Source organism: Amycolatopsis sp. AA4 (assembly GCF_002796545.1).
Classification (GTDB): Bacteria; Actinomycetota; Actinomycetes; order Mycobacteriales; family Pseudonocardiaceae; genus Amycolatopsis.
This window is the reverse complement of record NZ_CP024894.1, coordinates 7,675,912-7,693,140: the sequence shown is the minus strand read 5'-3', so window position 1 is coordinate 7,693,140 and position 17,229 is coordinate 7,675,912. Positions and strand designations below refer to the sequence as shown.

The following is a 17,229-nucleotide window of genomic DNA, read 5'->3' as shown; positions in this document are numbered from 1 at the left end:
CGTCGCCTGGCGGCGACATTGCTGAGGGGTTGCGTGAGGCACCCCGAAGCCAAGTGTGCTGACGGTTCGGGGGTGCTTGTCAAGGCGGGAAAGATGCCTTGACAAGCACCCCCGAACCGCAGGGAGGCTTCGTATCGGGGTGCGGGGGAGGGGCTGGGTGCCTCGATGGTTGGGGGGGTTCGGCTGCGGTTTACCGAAGCTGGGCCTTCAAGGTTTGTGCGGCTGCTTTGGGGTCTTCTGCTTCGGTGATTGCCCGGACTACGACGATGCGGGTGGCGCCTGCGGCCAGTACTTCGGGCAGGCGGGTTTCGTCGATGCCGCCGATGGCGAACCAGGGGCGGTCGGTTCCGCTTGCGGCGGTGGCGCGGACCAGGTCCAGGCCGGGGGCGTAGCGGCCCGGTTTGGTGGGGGTGGGCCAGCACGGGCCGGTGCAGAAGTAGTTCACTCCCGTCTCGGTGGCGGCTGCGGTGGCTTGCTGCTCCGAATGGGTGGATCGGCCGATCACTACGTCGTCGCCAAGGACTCGGCGGGCCAGGGAGACCGGGATGTCGTCTTGGCCCAGGTGCAGGACGTCGGCGCCGACAGCCAGGGCTACGTCTGCTCGGTCGTTTACCGAGAGCAGCGCTCCGTGACGGGCGCAGGCCTCTGCCAGGACCTCTAGTGCCGCGATTTCCTGCTTGGCCTCCAGCGGGGCGCCGCCGGTCTTGTCCCGCAGCTGCACGATGTCGACGCCGCCCGCCAAGGCCGCGTCGGCGAACTCGGCTAGGTCGCCTCGCGAGGTGCGGGCGTCGGTGCACAGGTACAGGCGCGCGTCGGCTAGCCGGGTGCGAATTTGGTCTCCGGTCAAGGCAGGCATGGCGGTGACGTTACCCGCGCGCTACGGTGTGGGAGTCCGCACGGGAGCCCGAGGCAAACGGGCTGAGAGGGAGCTGCCGCTCCGACCGTGGAACCTGATCCGGGTCATGCCGGCGCAGGGAGCGTGATTCCACTGTGAACACCAGCACCACAACCGTCACTGTCGTCGGCGGCGGCGTCATCGGGCTGTCCGCGGCCTGGCGCGCGGCCGCCCGCGGATGGCGCGTCACGGTCGTCGACCCTGAACCCGTGCGCGGCGGGGCCTCCTGGCTCGCCGGCGGGATGCTCGCGCCGGTCACCGAGGCGTGGCCGGGCGAGGAAGCCGTGCTCAGCCTGGGGGAAGCGTCGCTGCGACGCTGGCCGGGCTTCGCGCGCGACCTCGCCGACGAGGGCACCGATCCCGGGCTCGCCGAGCACGGCACGATCGTCGTCGGGTTCGACAGCGCCGACGCCGGGCACCTCGACATCCTCGCCGGGTACCTGCGTTCGCTCGGCCGTGACGTCGAGACCCTCACCGGGCGCGAGGTGAAGCGGCTCGCGCCGGGCGTCGGCTCGGTGCGCAGCGGCCTGCACGTGCCGGGTGATTTAGCCGTGGACAACCGGAAACTGCTTACTGCGCTGAGCGAAGCGGCTACGAAGCGTGGGGTCGAGTTCCGGCGCGAGCGGCTGCGGAGTCTCTCCGAAGTGTCCGGTCCGGTGATCCTCGCTGCGGGCGCGTGGACCGGTCAGTTGCATCCGTTGCTGGAGCACGCCGTACGCCCGCTGAAGGGCGAGATTCTGCGACTGCGTCCGCGTCGTGGCTGCCTGCCGCCTCCGCCGTACACGGTGCGCGCGATGGTCGAAGGGCGGCCGATCTATCTGGTACCGCGAGAAGACGGCGAACTGGTCCTTGGCGCGACGCAGTACGAAGCCGGTTTCGACCAGGCCGTCACCGCGCGCGGCGTACGCGAGTTGCTGGAAGGCGCGGAACGAATTCTGCCTGGCATCACGGAGTACGAGCTGGTGGAAGTCGCAGCCGGACTGCGTGCCGCGAGTCGGGACGCTTTGCCGTACATCGGCGAAGTGCGCGAAGGCGTGTACGCGGCGACAGGACATCACCGCAACGGTTTGCTGATGGCGCCCGCGACTGCGGACGCTGTGGTCGCGTGGCTGGCTGGCGAAGCCCCGCCGCCGGAGGTCGCCGCGGCGACGCCCGCCCGTCTCGAGAAGGAGCGAGTCTGATGGAGATCAAGGTCAACGGCGAATGGCGGGAATTTCCCGACGACAGCACCGTTTCCGCGGTCCTCGACGCGCTGGGAGCGGAACGCCGGGGCGTGGCCGTCGCGGTCAACGGCGTGGTGGTGCGGCGGGGCGAATGGGAAGAAGCGGTCGTGCCGAAGGGTGCCCAGCTCGAAGTGCTGACCGCGGTTCAAGGAGGTTGAGCATGGACGACCTGATCATCGGCGAACACAAGCTGTCGTCGCGATTGATCATCGGCACCGGTGGCGCGGCGAATCTCGAAGTGCTGGAACGAGCGCTGGTCGCGTCGGGCACCCAGCTCACCACCGTCGCGATGCGCCGCGCCGACGCCGAGGGCGGTTCCGGCGTGCTGGAGTTGTTGCGGCGCCTGGACATCGAGCTGCTGCCCAACACCGCGGGCTGCCGGACGGCGGCCGAGGCCGTGCTCACCGCCCAGCTGGCCCGCGAGGCGCTGGAAACGAACCTGGTCAAACTCGAGGTGCACGCCGACGACCGGACCCTGCTGCCCGATCCGCTGGAGACCCTCGAAGCCGCCGAACGCCTGGTGGCGGACGGATTCACGGTGTTCGTGTACACCAACGACGACCCGGTGCTCGCCCTCCGCCTGGAGGAGGCGGGGTGCGCCGCGGTGATGCCGCTCGGCGCCCCGATCGGCACCGGGCTGGGCATCCGGAACCCGCACAACATCGAGCTGATCGTCTCGCGCGCGTCGGTGCCGATCGTGCTGGACGCGGGGATCGGCACGGCGTCGGACGCCACGCTGGCGATGGAACTCGGCTGCTCGGCGGTGCTGCTGTCGACCGCGGTGACCCGCGCGGCGGATCCGGAACGAATGGCGCTGGCGATGCGGAGCGCGGTGGAGGCCGGGTACCTGGCGCGGGGTGCGGGAAGGGTTCCGCAGCGGTTTTGGGCGCAGGCGTCCAGCCCGCCTCGCTGAGCTGTTACCCCTCGACGACGATTTTGCCGCGCACGCCGCCGTTTTCGAGCGCGCGGTGTGCGTCGGCGATGTCGGCCAACGGAAACACCCGGTCCACCAACGGGCGCACCAACCCGGCGTCGACCCACCGGCTCAGGTCGGCGAGCAGGTCTGCCTTGGGGTTTCCGCTGAAGGCCCGCACCCAGCGGGTAGGGCGCAGGGAATTCGCTGCCAGATAACCGAGCGTGCGGACCGGATGGTCGAGGTCGAACGCGATCGCCACCATCCGTCCGCGCGGGGTCAGCAGGCGCCGGAAGGTGTCTAGGTCGCGGCCAACGGTGTCGAGGATGACGTCGAACTTCCCGAGGTCGCCTGGAACGCGGTAGTCGAGGGCGACCTCCGCGCCGAGTTCCCTTGCCAGTTCGAGGTTCTTGGCGCTGGTCAGCCCGGTCACGTGGGCGCCCATGGCTTTGCCGAGCTGCGTGGCCACAAATCCGACGCCACCCGTCGCGCCGCGGATCAGCAGGCGTTCGCCTGGCTTGAGGTGGGCTTTGTCGCGCAGCGCGGTGATCGCGGTGGTGCCCGCCAGCAACGATGCCGCCTCCGTGGGTTTCAGTCCGGCTGGCACGTGCGCCAGCCGACCGGCGGCCAGCACGGCGTACTCGGCGGCGGTGCCCACCCGTCGCCCGACGCCCCAGACGAGGTCGCCGACGGCGAATCTGCTCGTGCCGGGTTCCACGACCTCGCCGACCAGGTCCAGGCCGATCCGCTTGGGAAACCGCTTGCCGCTGAACGGAAGCAGCTTCCCGGACCGCAGCGCGAGTTCGCCGCCGTTGACCGTCAGCGCGCGCACTCGGACGAGGACTTCGCCGGGGCCGGGCACCGGGACCGGAACAGTGGTCTCGCGCAGGACTTCCGGTGGTCCGTAGCGGTCGTAGGCGATGGCTCGCATCGAAGTGGAAAGCATGTTCCACTTCTAGCACGGAAAGTGGAAAGGGTCTTCCGGTTCACGTAAAGTGAGAGGGTGCCGGAAAAATCGACTCGGTTGCGCACCGACGCCGCTCACAATCGCGCGCATATCCTCGAGGTCGCCGGGCGCACGTTCGAGACCGAGGGGCTGGACGTGTCGATGAGCGAGCTGGCACGGCGTGCCGGGCTCGGCGTCGCCACGGTGTACCGCCATTTCCCGACCAAGGCCGACCTGGTCGCCGCGGCCTTCGCGGAGCCGATGGCCGAATGCGCGGGCATGCTCGACGAGGCGCTCGCCGACCCCGATCCGTGGCGCGGCTTCAGCCGGGTGATCGAGGAGGTGTGCTCGATGCAGGCGCGCAACCACGGTTTCTCCGCCGCCATCGTGGCCGCGCTGCCGGAGCAGGCCGCCTTCGGGCAGTTGCGCGACCGGGCGATGCGGGCGTTCACCGAGTTGATCCGCCGGGCGCAGGAAGCCGGTGCGCTGCGGGCCGACTTCGCGGTTTCCGACCTGTCGTTGATCTTGCTGGCGAACGGCGGCTTGCGGTCGGGCGCGGGAGCCGCGGCACCGGCGGCGTCGCGGCGGCTCGCGGCCTACCTGCTGCAGTCGTTCCGGGCGGAGACGGCCGCGCCGCTGCCGCCGCCTGCGGAGCTTCCGCTCGACGGGTCGGTGCTCTGAATGGGCGGCCAAGCTGCACAAATTGGCGGGTAATGGTGATTTCGCCCGCGCTTGACACGGATTGAGCACGGGTACGCCGTATGGTTGACGGCACCCTTTCCGGCGCACCCAGCGGCGGGCACCAGCGTCAGAAGGAGCCGATCGTGACTCTTTCCTCGGTCCAGGACGTAACGGGCCGGTTGTATCTAGCGGTGGGGCGGCTTTCCCGCTCGCTGCGCCAGGCGGGCGCGCCCGGACCGGGGCACGGCTCGATCTCCGCGCTGGCCACGCTCGTCCACTTCGGCGAGCTGCGCCTCGGCGACCTCGCCGCGAAGGAGGGCGTCGCGGCGGCCACGATGTCGCGAATCGTGGCCACGCTGGTGGAGGCCGGTTACGTCACCCGCGAATCCGACCCGGTCGACCGGCGCGCCTGGCTGGCCCGCGCCACCGAGGAAGGCGAACGCCTGGTCTCCGGCGTGCGGTCCACTCGCGTGCAGGAACTCAACCGCCGCCTCGACCGGCTCACCCCCGAGGCCCGCGAGTCGATCATCGCCGCGCTCCCCGCGCTGGAAGCCCTGATCTCCGACGAGGGCTAGCGCTCTTCCGGGGCCAGCCGCCAGAACGCCGACACCGGGCCGACTTTCGCGCCCATCGGGTACGAGTGTTCGACGGCCTGCGAGACAAACCATTTGCCGTAGCGGGCCGCTTCGACGACCGACATGCCCTTGGCCAGCCCTGCGGTGAGCGCCGAGGCCATCGTGTCGCCGGCCCCGTGTGTGTGCGGGGTCTGCCAGCGCGGACCGGGCAGCTCCACGAACGTCGAACCGTCGAAGAGCAGGTCGACGCACTCCGGGTCGGACTGCAGGTGGCCGCTCTTCACCAGCACATACTTCGGGCCGAGCTGGTGCAGCACGACGGCCGCGGTGTGCATGCCCTCGCGATCGGTCACCGTCATGCCGGTCAGCAGCCGCACCTCGTCCAGGTTCGGCGTGAGCACGGTGGCGCGCGGCAGGAGTTCGTCGCGCAGCGCGGCGAGGCCGTTGTCGTCGAACAGCGACTGACCGGTCATCGCCGCGGCCACCGGATCGACCACGAACGGGATCGCGCCGTCGCGCCCGATCCCGGCCTTGTCGCAGGCCGCCGCGACCGCGTGGATGATCTCCGCGGACGCGAGCATGCCGGTCTTCGCCGCGCCGACGCCCATGTCCGCCGCGACCGCCTCGATCTGGCCGGCCACGATGTGCGGCGGCAGATCGGCGCGGTCGTGCACGCCGAGCGTGTTCTGGACGGTGACCGCGGTGACCGCGACCAGGCCGTGCACCCCGCAGGTGAGGAAGGTCCGCAGGTCCGCCTGCAGTCCGGCGGCCCCGCCGGAATCCGATCCGGCGATGGTGAGCGCGGAGGGCGGGCTCGGGTTCTCAGTCATGTGCGCGTTCCGACTTCTGGTCTGGTCCATTGAGGCAACAGTGCTTCATGCACAGTCCACCACGATGGCACAGTAAACGTCGCTGCTGGTCCAGTGACGAAGGAGACACCTGTGAAGCTCGCCGCGGCCGGTCTTCTGCTCCTGTCCGCGCTGGCCGTGCCCGGGGTGGCGCACGCGGACAGCCCGAAGCTCTCGCACGTGACCACGGTCGGCGTGCACAACACCTACGACCCCGCCGCGTACCCGTACCTCGCGCAGGCGCTGGACAACGGCTCGTCCCTGCTCGAACTGGACGTCTGGCCGGACTTCTTCACCCACGAGTGGAAGGTCAGCCATTCCACTCCGCTGGGCAACGGCAACAACTGCGTCGACGCGCATTCGGCGGCCGACCTTTACTCCGGCGGGACCAACAAGGATCTCGAATCGTGTCTGGACGACATCCGGATCTGGCTCGGCGCGCATCCCGGCCGGGGGCCGCTCACGCTGAAGATCGAAATGAAGACCGGCTTTTCGGCGAATACCGGCCTCGGCCCGGCCCAGTTGGACGCGGCGTTCCGCGACCACCTCGGGGACGCCGTGTTCAAGCCCGCCGATCTGCTCGGCAGTCACGCCACGCTGGATGAAGCGTCCAAAGCGGACAACTGGCCGACGCTGGACGCGTTGCGGGGCAAGGTGCTCACGGAGATCATCCCCGGCACCGTCGAGGAAGGGAACCCGACGGACACCCTCCACACCGACGTCGAGTACGCCGGGTATTTGCTGGCTCAGAAGGCCGCCGGGAAGCTGAATTCGGTACAGATCTTCCCCACCGTGCACGGTGCCGCGGGCGGCGACCCGCGCGACAAATACTCCGCGGAGCAGAAACCGTGGTTTGTCGTATTCGACGGAGACGCGAGCGAATGGCTCGCCAAGGCCGGAATGTCCTGGTACGACGACAACCACTACTACGTCGTGATGACCGACGCCCAGAACGTCGCGCCGGCCATCGACGACCACAACCCGACCGTCGACCAGGCGACTCAGCGCGTGGCCGAACTGGCCAAGCAGCACGCGTCCGTGGTGACGTCCGACTGGACCGGCCTCACGACCGTGCTGCCGACGGTGGACGCGCGCGGCTAGAACCGCGGCGGCGGCTTCAGCACCGACATCCGGTATTGGTACACGGCTTGCGCTTCGGCGATCCCCGGCCGGGGCGTGACGCCCGACTTGCGGATCGCTTTGACCGCCGAAGCGGTGCGGTGCTCGGTGACCAGGCCGTCGACCTCGTGCTGCGCCTCAAGCGGCAGCCTCGCCCACAACGCTTCCGGTGTCTCGCTCATCCGGCCAGTGTCGCATTCACTGCGGGTTCGCGAGCCGCCAGAACGGGGAAACCGGGCCGACGCCGGCCCCGAGCGGATACGCCTCCAGGACGCAGCGCTCGATGAACCGCTTCGCCTCCGCGACCGCGGTGGGCACGTCCGCGCCCTTCGCGAGCGACGAGGTGATCGCCGACGCCATCGTGTCGCCGCCGCCGTGGGTGTTTTCCGTGTCGATGCGCGGACCGCTCAGCTCGATCACCGCCGAACCGTCGGTGAGCAGGTCGACGCAATCCGCGGCGTCGTAGAGGTGCCCGCCCTTCACCAGCACCCACTGGGAACCGAACTCCAGCAACGCTTCCGCGGCCGTGCGCTGGCTCGCCGCGTCGGTGACCGTGACGCCGGTCAGCAGCCGGACCTCGTCGAGGTTCGGCGTGATGAGCGTGGCGCGCGGGAACAGTTCGGTCCGGATCGCTTCCAGCGCTTCTTCGCGCAGCAACGCGTGGCCGGTCATCGACGCGGCTACCGGGTCGACCACGAACGGCGTGTCCGTCGTGCGTCCAATGTGGACTTCATCCAGCGTTTTCGCCACTGCCTGAATGATTTCCGCAGTGGCGAGCATGCCGGTCTTCGCCGCGTTGACGCCCATGTCCTCGGCGACCGCTTTGATCTGCGCGGTGACGACGTCGGCCGGGATTTCGGAGAAGCCTTGCACGCCCAGCGAATTCTGCACGGTGACCGCGGTGAGCGCGACCAGTCCGTGCACGCCGTTGGCGAAGAACGTGCGCAGGTCGGCCTGCACGCCCGCACCACCGCCGGAATCGGATCCGGCGATGGTGAGGGCGGTGCGAGGGGTGAGGCTCACTGGTTGACCACGGGCAGGTAGACCTTGTTGCCCTGCTCGGAAAACTCCGCGGACTTCTCGGCCATGCCCGCCTCGATCGCCTCCACGGACGACAGACCGTGCTCCTCGGCGTACTTGCGCACGTCCTGGGTGATCCGCATCGAGCAGAACTTCGGCCCGCACATCGAGCAGAAGTGCGCGGTCTTCGCCGGTTCCGCGGGAAGCGTCTCGTCGTGGAAGGACCGCGCGGTGTCCGGGTCGAGCGACAGGTTGAACTGGTCGTTCCACCGGAATTCGAAGCGGGCCTTGGACAATTCGTCGTCCCAGTCCTGCGCGTACTGGTGGCCCTTGGCGAGGTCGGCGGCGTGCGCGGCGATCTTGTAGGTGATCACGCCGGTCTTCACGTCGTCGCGGTTGGGCAGGCCCAGGTGCTCCTTCGGCGTGACGTAGCACAGCATCGCCGTGCCGTACCAGCCGATCTGCGCCGCGCCGATCGCCGAGGTGATGTGGTCGTACGCCGGGGCGATGTCCGTGGCGAGCGGGCCGAGCGTGTAGAACGGGGCCTCGCCGGTGAGCTTCTCTTCCAGCTCGACGTTTTCCTTGATCTTGTGCATCGGCACGTGGCCGGGGCCCTCAATCATCACCTGCACGTCGTGCTCGCGGGCGATGTGCGTCAGCTCGCCGAGGGTTTCCAATTCGGCGAACTGGGCACGGTCGTTGGCGTCCGCGATCGAGCCGGGGCGGAGGCCGTCGCCGAGCGAGAACGTCACGTCGTACTCGCGCAGGATCTCGCACAGCTCGGAGAAATGCGTGTACAGGAAGGATTCCTGGTGGTGCGCGAGACACCAGGCCGCCATGATCGACCCGCCGCGGCTGACGATGCCAGTGACCCGGCGCGCGGTGAGCGGGATGTAGCGCAGCAGCACGCCGGCGTGCACCGTCATATAGTCGACGCCCTGCTCGCACTGCTCGATCACGGTGTCGCGGTAGATCTCCCAGGTGAGCTTTTCCGGCTCCCCGTTGACCTTTTCCAGCGCCTGGTAGATCGGCACGGTGCCGACCGGGACCGGCGAATTGCGCACGATCCACTCGCGCGTCTCGTGGATCCGCTTGCCGGTGGAGAGGTCCATGATCGTGTCGGCGCCCCAGCGGGTGGCCCACACCATCTTGTCGACCTCTTCCTCCACAGAGGACCAGACGGCCGAGTTTCCCATGTTGGCGTTGATCTTCACCAGGAAGTTCTTGCCGATGATCATCGGCTCGGTCTCCGGATGCTTGCGGTTGACCGGGATCACCGCGCGCCCGCGGGCGACCTCGTCCCGCACGAACTCCGGAGTGCAGCGCTCGCGCGCGGCGATGAACTCCATTTCCCGGGTGATCACCCCGGCTTTCGCCCAGCCGAGCTGGGTGTTGTGCTCCCGCCCGTCGGCCCAGCCGGACCGAAGCGGGTGCAGTCCATTGTGGACATCGATGTTCGCGTCCGGATCGGTGTAGGGGCCGGACGTGTCGTACACGTCGAAATGCTCCCCGTTCGACAGGTCGATCCGCCGAGCCGGAACCCGCAGCCCGGATTCGGTGCGGTGGTAGACCTTCCGCGAGCCGGTGATCGGCCCGGTGGTGACGGACGGGGCGATGGCACCCTGGTTTTCCAGCGTCGTCAACGACGTTCACTCCCTACGCCGGCATTACCCGGTCAGGTTCATGCGGTCGGTGACGCCGGGTGTCCGCGAGATGGACACCAGTCACCCTCTCAGCCCGCCAAGGCGCGAGCTCCCGCGTTGCATTCGGTTGAGGTTGCTCGTCCGACGATGCCATGGCGCCTAGGCCGGACACAACCCTCCCGCCCGTCTGGCCGAAGGACGACGAAGGCCTCCTCGGCGATTCCGAGGAGGCCTTCGGGGAATTCGGCGCGGGTCAGGCGTCCGCGGGTTCCTTGGGCGGCAGCCAGGTCAGCCCGGGCACGCCCCACTTGTTCTTCTTGAGCATCTTCTTCGCCGCGCGCGCGTGGCGGCCGACGAGACGGTCCAGGTAAATGAACCCGTCGAGGTGATCGGTCTCATGCTGGAGGCAGCGCGCGAAGTAGCCGGTGCCCTCGACCTCGATCGGATTGCCCTCGACGTCGAAACCGGTCACCTTCGCCCATTTGGCGCGTCCGGTCGGGTACGACTCGCCGGGCGCGGACAGGCAGCCCTCCCAGTCGTCGTCCGGGTCCGGCATGGTCTCCGGGATCTCGGAGGTCTCCAGCTTCGGGTTGACCACCACGCCCTTGTGCTCGACGCCCTCGTCGTCCGGGCAGTCGTATACGAACACCCGCAGGTCGAGCCCGATCTGGTTGGCCGCGAGGCCCACGCCCTCGGCCGCGTACATGGTCTCGAACATGTCCTCGACGAGGGCGGCGAGCTTGTCGTCGAACTCGGTGATCTCGCGCGTGGGCTGGTGCAGCACGGGTTCGCCGGCGATGCAGATGGGGTGGACGGTCACGGACGCCGAGTTTAGTCGGACCCTTCTGGTACACCTGGATCGGACCGTGACGCGCCGTGTCGGATGCCCATGTCGAGCATGGGTTCCGTGGTTCAATGACGCCCGCGGAAGGACTGCCGACACCGATTGCGAGGACCGCATGGACGCCGCGGAGTCGATGGCTGGGAACCAGCCGTCGCCGCCGGAAAATGTCGGTGGCCTGACCGAACGCGAACTGGACATTCTCGCGTTCGAGCGGCAGTGGTGGCGCCACGCCGGGGCGAAGGAGAACGCCATCCGGGAGCGCTTCGGACTGTCCTCCACCCGTTACTACCAGTTGCTGAACACGCTGCTGGCCAAGCCGGAGGCCGTCGCGGCCGATCCGATGCTGGTCAAGCGGCTGCGCAAAACGCGCGCCGCCCGTCAGCGCAAACGCGGGGCCCGGCGGTTGGGGATCGAGCTGTCATGAGCGTCTTCTCGGGACTGTCCAGGCCGTTGAAGGCCGCGGGCGTCGCGCTGATCGGGGTCGCGGTGGTCGCCGCCGTCATCGGCGGGATCACCGTGCTCAACACGAGCGGGGACCAGAACGCCGGACCGACCACGTCCGGCGAGCCCACCGCGCCCGGCGGATCGTCGTCGGCCGCGCCGGGGCAGTCGTCCTCGGCGGCTCCCAGCTCCGCGCCGTCGTCGCCCGCGTCGTCGGCCCCGGCCTCGTCGTCCGCCGCGTCGTCGGCTCCGGCTTCGAACCCGGCCGGGCAGCCCGGCGCCCAGCCGGGCCAGCAGCCCGGGCAGCCGGGCCAGGCGGGTCCGGACCAGCAGGCCTCCAACAAGTGGGTCACCCTGCGGGTCTACAACAACTCGCTGATCAAGCACCTCGCCGAACAGGCCGCCGCCGACTTCCGCGGCTCGGGCTGGAACGTCGCCGAGGTCGGCAACTACAAAGACGGCGTCATCCCGACGACCACGGCCTACTTCCGGCCGGGCACCGACGAGGAAGCCGCGGCGAAACAGCTGGCCAAGGAGTTCGGCTTCCAGGCCCAGCCCCGGTTCGAGGGCATCCAGAACTCGAGCCCCGGGGTGATAGTGATCATCACGAAGGACTACCAGCCCCGGCACTCGGGCAGCTGACCTTCCTCGATACCGATGACGGCCCGCGCTACGGCGCGGGCTTTGTCATGTCCGCCGGGCCGCGCGCCGGGCTGCTGCCTCGGCTGGCCCGCGTTCGGAGCGGCGAGCCGCGTGGCTCTTCGCTCCTGCGGAGGTCCGTGAGGGGAACCCTGAGGGACTCTGATTCCCTCAGGGTGGCCCTCACGGATTTCGACCTCGCGCGTCGCGCCCCTTCGGTCGGTGCCGAGCGAGCAGCTCAACGCTCTTGCTGCGCCTGCGCGTACGCCTCCAGCGTCGCCAGCTGCGCGGCGTCCAGCGACGGCCGCACCGCCTCGCGCGCCTTCGCCAGGTGCGCCGCGGTCACCTCGCGGGCTTCCAGCGACTCGCGCATCGCGGTCAGTGCCGCCTCCCGGATCAGCGCGGCGCAGTCGGCGGCCGAGTAGCCCTCCAGCGCCTCCGCGGTGGCCGCGAGGTCCACATCGGACGCCAGCGGGGTGTGCTTGGCCGTCGCGGCGAGGATCGCGGCGCGGGATTCGGCGTCCGGCGGCGGGACGTAGATCCGCCGCTCCAGCCGTCCGGGGCGGAGCAGGGCCGGGTCGACCAGTTCGGGCCGGTTCGTCGCGCCCAGCACGACGACCTCGCGCATCGGCTCGACGCCGTCGAGTTCGGTGAGCAGCGCGGCGACCACGCGGTCGGCCACGCCGGAGTCGGACGACTGGCCGCGGCGCGGGGCGAGCGCGTCGATCTCGTCCAGGAAGATCAGCGACGGCGCGGCGTCGGCGGCCCGGCGGAAGAGGTCGCGGACCGCGCGTTCGGATTCGCCGACCCATTTGTCCAGCAGTTCCGCGCCCTTGATCGCGAACACGTTCAGCGCGCCGGTGCCGGCGAGCGCCCGGACGAGGAACGTCTTGCCGCCGCCGGGCGGGCCGTAGAGCAGCACGCCGCGCGGCGGTTCGATGCCGAGCCGGGCGAACGAATCCGGATAGCGCAGCGGCCACAGCACCGTTTCGGTGAGCGCCTCCTTGACCGACGTCATGTTGCCGACGTCGTCCAGGGTCAGCCCGCCGGTGGCCAGATTGTCCGAAGTGGACAGGGAGATCGGCCGGACGGTGGCCAGCGCGTCGAGCAGGTCCTGCTGGGAGATCTTGGGTTCGTCCACGTCTCGCTGCCGCAGCGCGGCCCGCAACGCGGCGTCCCGGCGCAGGGCGAGCAGGTCGGCGGCGACGAAGCCGGGGGTCCGTTCGGCGAGCACGCCCAGGTCGGCCCCGGCTTCGACCGGCACGTCGCGGAGCAGGATCCGCAGCAGCTCGACGCGGGTTTTCGCCTCCGGCAGCGGCAGTCCCAGCTCGCGGTCGAGCAGGTCCGCGCCGCTCAGCCGCGGATCCACCGACTCGGCCCGCGCGGTCGTGGCCACCACGGCCAGCCCGTCCCGGCGCAGCGCGGTGCGCAGTTCTTCCAGCACCACGGTGGCCACCGGCGGCGGCTGAGTGGCTGGGAGAAGCGCGTCGATGTCGTTGATCAACAGCACGCCGGGACTGTCGCCGTCCCCGGCCCGGTCGATCGCCTCGCGCAGCGAACGGTGCGCCGCATTCGGTTCCAGCACCGCGATATTCGGCGCGGTCACCGACACCACGCGCACCTTCTCCGCCGCGGCGACCGACCGCACGAGCGTCGCCTTGCCGACGCCTTCCGGCCCCGACAGCAGCACACCCAGATGTGCCGACGTGCCCAGCTTCGCCAAGAGTTCGGGCCGGTGGAACGCCAGATCGAACCACTCGGACAGCTTGCGCGCCGCGCTCTCGGCCCCGACCAGATCCGCGACCGGCACCGGCTCGTCCAGCTCTTCCTCGCGCGCCTCGGTGACGACCTCTTCGACGATCTCCGCTTCGAGGTAATCCTCGGCCGCGGTGACGGCAGTGGTGCGGACGAGCGCGGTCGCGGTGCGCGTCGGAGATTCGCTGGCCGGCGTCCCAGTACGGGCCCCGTCCCGCCAACTGACCACAGTGGACGGTCCAACCACGACCACGCCAGCCGGTTCCGTCGCCGTGACGGTCAGCAGTTCGTTGGTCCACGTCGCCCCGATCACGCGGGACAGCTGGCCGCGCACAGCGGCGACGTCCGAGCCCGGCGCGGGCGCGAGGTCTTGCGGCAACAGGGAAACCGCGTCCCCGCGGGTCAAAACCTTGCCAGTGAGCGCGAGCCGCAACGTCTGCGGCGAAACCGAAACCGACGCCAGCCGAGAGCCGGACACAGTGACCGTGCGGGCAGCGGTGACCTCCGCGGGCGAGACAACGACCTCGCCGCCCTCAGCGACGCCGAGGTTCGACATGGTGACGTCATCGGTCAGCACGACCCCTGGTGTCGCCTCCTCCGCGGCGGGCGCGGCCAACGCGGCAGTGCGCCGCGCGCCGGTGAGGTGCACGGCGTCCCAGGCCCGCAGGCCGAGCGCGTCGAGCACTTCCGGGTGCAGCCGGACAACGCCCCGCCGCGCGTCGAGCGCGGACGGCGTGTGCCGGACGGTCAAGGTGATCTGCGGATCGCTCACGCTTCTCACCCTAATGAACTCGCGGCCGGTTATGCGCGAACGAGCGGAGCGCCGTTCGCGTTCCCGGGGCCGGAAGCCGATTTGCGCGTTGCCCCACACGATCAGGGTGGGCAGGTCCGGGAGGCCGCCGGGGGCGTTGAAGGTGATCGACAGCATGCTGGGCGCGCTGCTGGACGCCGGACTGGGCGACGTGGAAACCGTGCGCGCGTACCGCTCCTTGACCGGCCTCGCGTTCGGTGCCGCGCTCACTGAGGAAACCGGACTGGCCGGGGCGCCGCTAGACCGTGCCGAGCCGGTCGACGACTGGTTCCGCCGGATGGCGACGCCCAGCGAGACACCGCATCTGCACCGCCTGCTGCCCGTGCTGACCGACGCGGACTGCAGGCAGGATTTCGAGACGCAGCTGGACCTGCTGGTGTCCGCGCTGGGGAAGGCCGGAAACTAGCGGCGCCGGATGCCGATCCGTCGCCAGCTGCGCCGCCGCTGGGTTGGTCCGGACGTGGCTGAGCTGTGGTCCCGCTCGCGCAGGTTCCGGCTCCGCACCAGGTCCGAGTTCGTCCGCCGCACCGCGCGCATCGCCGCACCGGCGACCCGGCCCGACGCGGGGCGCAACCGCAGCCGGCGGTGGCTGCGGGCCCGGCGGATCGCCCGGCGTTCGCGCGGCGGCACTTCCCAAGCCTCCGGGTGCGCGGCGAGCCAGCGGTGCCGGTAGACCGAGTACGGGATGTGCAGCAGGTACAGCACCAGCGCGACCGCCAGCGCGGCCAGCGGGAACACGATGATCGCGGCGGCCAGCAGACCGACGCCCACGAGCAGCGGCGCGATCGCCTTCGCCGGGGCCTTCACGGTCTTGAGCGACAGCGTCGGGATGCGGCTGATCAGCAGCGCGGCGACCGCGATGGTCCACACGAGCACCACGTACTGCTCGGACCACCAGCCCTCGCCCCACTGCAGCGTGGCGATCAGCGGCAGCATCGCGACCAGCCCGCCGGCCGGAGCGGGCACGCCGACGAAGAACTCGGCGGCGTACGGCGGCTGGTCGGTGTCGTCGAGCAGCGTGTTGAAGCGGGCGAGCCGCAGGATCATGCAGACCGCGAAGATCAGCGACGCGACCCAGCCGATCCGGTCGCCGTGCGCCTGCCAGACGTAGAGCACCAGCGCGGGCGCGACGCCGAACGAGATGCCGTCGGACAGCGAGTCGAGTTCGGCGCCCATTTTGGACGTCGCGTCGAGCAGCCGGGCGATGCGGCCGTCGAGGCTGTCGAGGACGGCGGCGATGCCGATCGAGCCGATCGCCATGGCGTAGTTGCCGGCGAGGGCGAACTGCACCGAGGAGAGTCCGGCGCAGAGCGCGAGCACGGTGATCGCGTTCGGCAGCAGCCGGACGCCCGGGGTGGTCACGCGGACCATGGTCAGCTTTCTCCCTGCGCAGGAAGTTCGGCGAGCACGGTTTCGCCGCCGACGGTGCGCTGGCCCTTGGCCACCACGACCTTGCTTCCCGGCGGCAGGTAAGTGTCGACGCGCGAGCCGAAGCGGATGATGCCGTAGGTCTCGCCGGCGGCCACCTTGTCGCCCTCGCGGACGTCGCACCGGATCCGGCGCGCGACCAGCCCGGCGATCTGCACGACGACGAGCTCGTGGCCGTCGACGGTGTGCAGCACCAGCGAATTGCGCTCGTTGACCTCGCTCGCCTTGTCGAGGTCCGCCGAAAGGAACTTGCCCGGCTTGTACGCGACCTTCGAGATCACGCCGGCCGCCGGCGTGCGCTGGACGTGCACGTCGTAGACCGACAGGAACACGCTCACCCGCATCCGCGGTTCGGCGGGAAGGCCGAGCTCGGCGGGCGGCACCGCTTCCTCGATGAGCGAGACGGTGCCGTCGGCGGCCGAGATCGCGACGTTGTCCCGGACCGGGGGCACGCGCTTCGGCTCGCGGAAGAACGCCGTTATGCCCGCGGTGGCGAGCGCGCCGGCCACGCCGAGGCGCTTGGAGAACCGGCGCAGCACGAAGGTCGCGGCGAGGCCGCCGAGGAGGAACGGCCGTCCTGCCGGGTGCATCGGCGGGAACGTCTCGCGGGCCAGCTGGACGGCGTGCGCGAGGGGGTTACCGGTGGGCTGGCCGCTCATGGGTCGAGTTCCCCGCTGTTCGTCTCGGTCGGTGTAAGGGTCCGATTTGGGCTTCCCCACGCTACCGCCCGCCTGCGGCGGACCCGGCAGGCCCTGGTCGTAAGGGTTGTCCCGGCGCGGGTGGGCGCGACCACAAACCGGTAACGACGCGTCGAACAATCCGATAACACCGAGTAGTTGACGCCGCTCGGGACCGGTGCCCGGGCCGACCTGGCGAGGGAGACGATGTCGGTACCCGATCTGCTCGCGCAGCTGTTGCGCGCCTGGCGCCGGGATGTCCTCTCGACGCCCATTCCCCAGCTCGTCGACCCCGCGCAGGCGGCCCGGCTCGTGCGCGACGCGGCCCGGGTGCATGCGTCCCCCGACGAAGCACGCACCCGGGCGCGGAACGGATCAGTTTAGCCCGCTGCCCAGGTGTTCTGACAGATCGTCGGGAAACTGTTACCAACGGTCACGATCGCGCCGGCGCGAGGTCGCGGCGCTGACCAGCCGCAACACGAGCAGCAGCACGATCGCGCCGAGGATGGCGACGCCGAAGCTCGGGAAATCGAATTCGAAGTGCTGCTGCTCGCCGGTCGCGAGCCGGTAGATGAAGCCGCCGAGGGCCGCCCCGACCACGCCGACCAGCACGCTGACGAGACAGCCCTGCCGCTGTCGTTCCCGGCCGCCGACCACGAGGTTCGCGATCCAGCCGACCAGCGCGCCGAAGACGATCCACAGGATGATGCCCATGTCCGCGAGGATACCTTCGGCCATTGCACAAGAGCTGTTGTACAACTACTCTTGTGC

21 protein-coding genes and 2 riboswitches are annotated in these 17,229 nt (G+C 69.9%); of the genes, 10 read left to right on the top strand and 11 right to left on the bottom strand.

Annotation, left to right across the window (positions count from 1 at the left end):
* Positions 1-190: 190 nt before the first annotated feature.
* A complete protein-coding gene (gene thiE, locus CU254_RS35520; protein WP_009084042.1) occupies positions 191-856 on the bottom strand; it encodes a thiamine phosphate synthase in 666 nt (221 codons plus the stop codon).
* A gap of 30 nt (positions 857-886) precedes the next feature.
* Positions 887-994: riboswitch (TPP riboswitch) on the top strand.
* Between thiE and thiO the strand changes: the two genes are divergently transcribed.
* From thiO to CU254_RS35505, 3 genes are all read left to right on the top strand, one after another.
* Positions 991-2,076, top strand: coding sequence for a glycine oxidase ThiO (gene thiO / locus CU254_RS35515; RefSeq protein WP_009084040.1), 1,086 nt, complete (start codon positions 991-993; stop codon positions 2,074-2,076). Its footprint overlaps the riboswitch before it by 4 nt.
* Positions 2,076-2,276, top strand: coding sequence for a sulfur carrier protein ThiS (thiS, locus tag CU254_RS35510; RefSeq protein WP_009084038.1), 201 nt, complete (start codon positions 2,076-2,078; stop codon positions 2,274-2,276). The genes thiO and thiS overlap by 1 nt, the downstream gene beginning before the upstream one ends.
* 2 nt (positions 2,277-2,278) lie before the next feature.
* Complete coding sequence (locus CU254_RS35505; protein WP_009084036.1) at positions 2,279-3,031, top strand: thiazole synthase; 753 nt, start codon at positions 2,279-2,281, stop codon at positions 3,029-3,031.
* A gap of 4 nt (positions 3,032-3,035) precedes the next feature.
* On the opposite strand, the gene CU254_RS35500 is transcribed toward CU254_RS35505, so the two are convergent.
* Positions 3,036-3,977 (bottom strand): NAD(P)-dependent alcohol dehydrogenase, encoded by a 942-nt coding sequence (locus tag CU254_RS35500; protein ID WP_009084034.1) that lies wholly within the window; start codon positions 3,975-3,977, stop codon positions 3,036-3,038.
* A 57-nt stretch (positions 3,978-4,034) separates the two neighbouring features.
* Here CU254_RS35500 and CU254_RS35495 point away from each other — a divergent pair, with 57 nt between their 5' ends.
* Positions 4,035-4,658: a TetR/AcrR family transcriptional regulator gene (locus CU254_RS35495; protein ID WP_009084032.1), complete on the top strand. Its 624-nt coding sequence runs from the start codon at positions 4,035-4,037 to the stop codon at positions 4,656-4,658.
* Positions 4,659-4,801: 143 nt separating this feature from the next.
* The gene (locus CU254_RS35490; RefSeq protein ID WP_037718524.1) at positions 4,802-5,233 is read left to right on the top strand and encodes a MarR family winged helix-turn-helix transcriptional regulator; all 432 of its coding nucleotides are present in this window, start codon (positions 4,802-4,804) and stop codon (positions 5,231-5,233) included.
* On the opposite strand, the gene thiD (CU254_RS35485) is transcribed toward CU254_RS35490, so the two are convergent.
* Positions 5,230-6,063, bottom strand: coding sequence for a bifunctional hydroxymethylpyrimidine kinase/phosphomethylpyrimidine kinase (gene thiD / locus CU254_RS35485; RefSeq protein WP_037715873.1), 834 nt, complete (start codon positions 6,061-6,063; stop codon positions 5,230-5,232). The two genes, CU254_RS35490 and thiD (CU254_RS35485), sit on opposite strands and share 4 nt — an antisense overlap.
* Positions 6,064-6,174: 111 nt before the next feature.
* Between thiD (CU254_RS35485) and CU254_RS35480 the strand changes: the two genes are divergently transcribed.
* Positions 6,175-7,182 (top strand): phosphatidylinositol-specific phospholipase C domain-containing protein, encoded by a 1,008-nt coding sequence (locus tag CU254_RS35480; protein WP_037715870.1) that lies wholly within the window; start codon positions 6,175-6,177, stop codon positions 7,180-7,182.
* On the opposite strand, the gene CU254_RS35475 is transcribed toward CU254_RS35480, so the two are convergent.
* The 4 genes from CU254_RS35475 to CU254_RS35460 form a co-directional block, all read right to left on the bottom strand.
* Entirely contained in the window at positions 7,179-7,382 is a 204-nt protein-coding gene (locus tag CU254_RS35475; RefSeq protein WP_009084024.1) for a hypothetical protein, read from the bottom strand. The genes CU254_RS35480 and CU254_RS35475 overlap by 4 nt on opposite strands.
* A 16-nt stretch (positions 7,383-7,398) precedes the next feature.
* Positions 7,399-8,223, bottom strand: coding sequence for a bifunctional hydroxymethylpyrimidine kinase/phosphomethylpyrimidine kinase (gene thiD / locus CU254_RS35470; protein WP_009084022.1), 825 nt, complete (start codon positions 8,221-8,223; stop codon positions 7,399-7,401).
* Positions 8,220-9,863 (bottom strand): phosphomethylpyrimidine synthase ThiC, encoded by a 1,644-nt coding sequence (gene thiC, locus CU254_RS35465; protein ID WP_009084020.1) that lies wholly within the window; start codon positions 9,861-9,863, stop codon positions 8,220-8,222. Before thiC ends, thiD (CU254_RS35470) begins: the two co-directional genes overlap by 4 nt.
* Positions 9,857-9,989: riboswitch (TPP riboswitch) on the bottom strand. (Overlaps the previous gene by 7 nt.)
* 127 nt (positions 9,990-10,116) lie before the next feature.
* A complete protein-coding gene (locus CU254_RS35460; RefSeq protein WP_009084018.1) occupies positions 10,117-10,683 on the bottom strand; it encodes a peptide deformylase in 567 nt (188 codons plus the stop codon).
* 139 nt (positions 10,684-10,822) lie between these two features.
* Between CU254_RS35460 and CU254_RS35455 the strand changes: the two genes are divergently transcribed.
* Both CU254_RS35455 and CU254_RS35450 read left to right on the top strand, forming a co-directional pair.
* The gene (locus tag CU254_RS35455) at positions 10,823-11,131 is read left to right on the top strand and encodes a DUF3263 domain-containing protein (RefSeq protein WP_009084016.1); all 309 of its coding nucleotides are present in this window, start codon (positions 10,823-10,825) and stop codon (positions 11,129-11,131) included.
* Positions 11,128-11,790, top strand: a complete 663-nt coding sequence (locus CU254_RS35450; RefSeq protein ID WP_009084014.1) for a LytR C-terminal domain-containing protein — start codon at positions 11,128-11,130, stop codon at positions 11,788-11,790. Before CU254_RS35455 ends, CU254_RS35450 begins: the two co-directional genes overlap by 4 nt.
* Positions 11,791-12,025: 235 nt before the next feature.
* On the opposite strand, the gene CU254_RS35445 is transcribed toward CU254_RS35450, so the two are convergent.
* Positions 12,026-14,314: an AAA family ATPase gene (locus tag CU254_RS35445; RefSeq protein ID WP_037718518.1), complete on the bottom strand. Its 2,289-nt coding sequence runs from the start codon at positions 14,312-14,314 to the stop codon at positions 12,026-12,028.
* Positions 14,315-14,327: 13 nt separating this feature from the next.
* Here CU254_RS35445 and CU254_RS35440 point away from each other — a divergent pair, with 13 nt between their 5' ends.
* Complete coding sequence (locus tag CU254_RS35440) at positions 14,328-14,759, top strand: TetR/AcrR family transcriptional regulator C-terminal domain-containing protein (protein ID WP_078560999.1); 432 nt, start codon at positions 14,328-14,330, stop codon at positions 14,757-14,759.
* Here the strand turns inward: CU254_RS35440 and pssA are convergent.
* Together pssA and CU254_RS35430 are read right to left on the bottom strand one after the other, a co-directional pair.
* Positions 14,756-15,724 carry a CDP-diacylglycerol--serine O-phosphatidyltransferase gene (gene pssA, locus CU254_RS35435; RefSeq protein WP_009084009.1) on the bottom strand — a complete coding sequence of 323 codons (969 nt, stop codon included), beginning with the start codon at positions 15,722-15,724 and terminating at the stop codon, positions 14,756-14,758. The genes CU254_RS35440 and pssA overlap by 4 nt on opposite strands.
* Before the next feature lie 2 nt (positions 15,725-15,726).
* A complete protein-coding gene (locus CU254_RS35430) occupies positions 15,727-16,440 on the bottom strand; it encodes a phosphatidylserine decarboxylase (protein WP_009084007.1) in 714 nt (237 codons plus the stop codon).
* Between the two features lie 225 nt (positions 16,441-16,665).
* Between CU254_RS35430 and CU254_RS43840 the strand changes: the two genes are divergently transcribed.
* Positions 16,666-16,842 (top strand): hypothetical protein, encoded by a 177-nt coding sequence (locus CU254_RS43840; protein ID WP_199786076.1) that lies wholly within the window; start codon positions 16,666-16,668, stop codon positions 16,840-16,842.
* A gap of 39 nt (positions 16,843-16,881) precedes the next feature.
* Here CU254_RS43840 and CU254_RS35420 read toward each other — a convergent pair whose 3' ends face one another.
* On the bottom strand, positions 16,882-17,172 hold the full coding sequence (locus CU254_RS35420; RefSeq protein ID WP_037718514.1) for a GlsB/YeaQ/YmgE family stress response membrane protein: 291 nt from the start codon (positions 17,170-17,172) through the stop codon (positions 16,882-16,884).
* Positions 17,173-17,229: the final 57 nt, after the last annotated feature.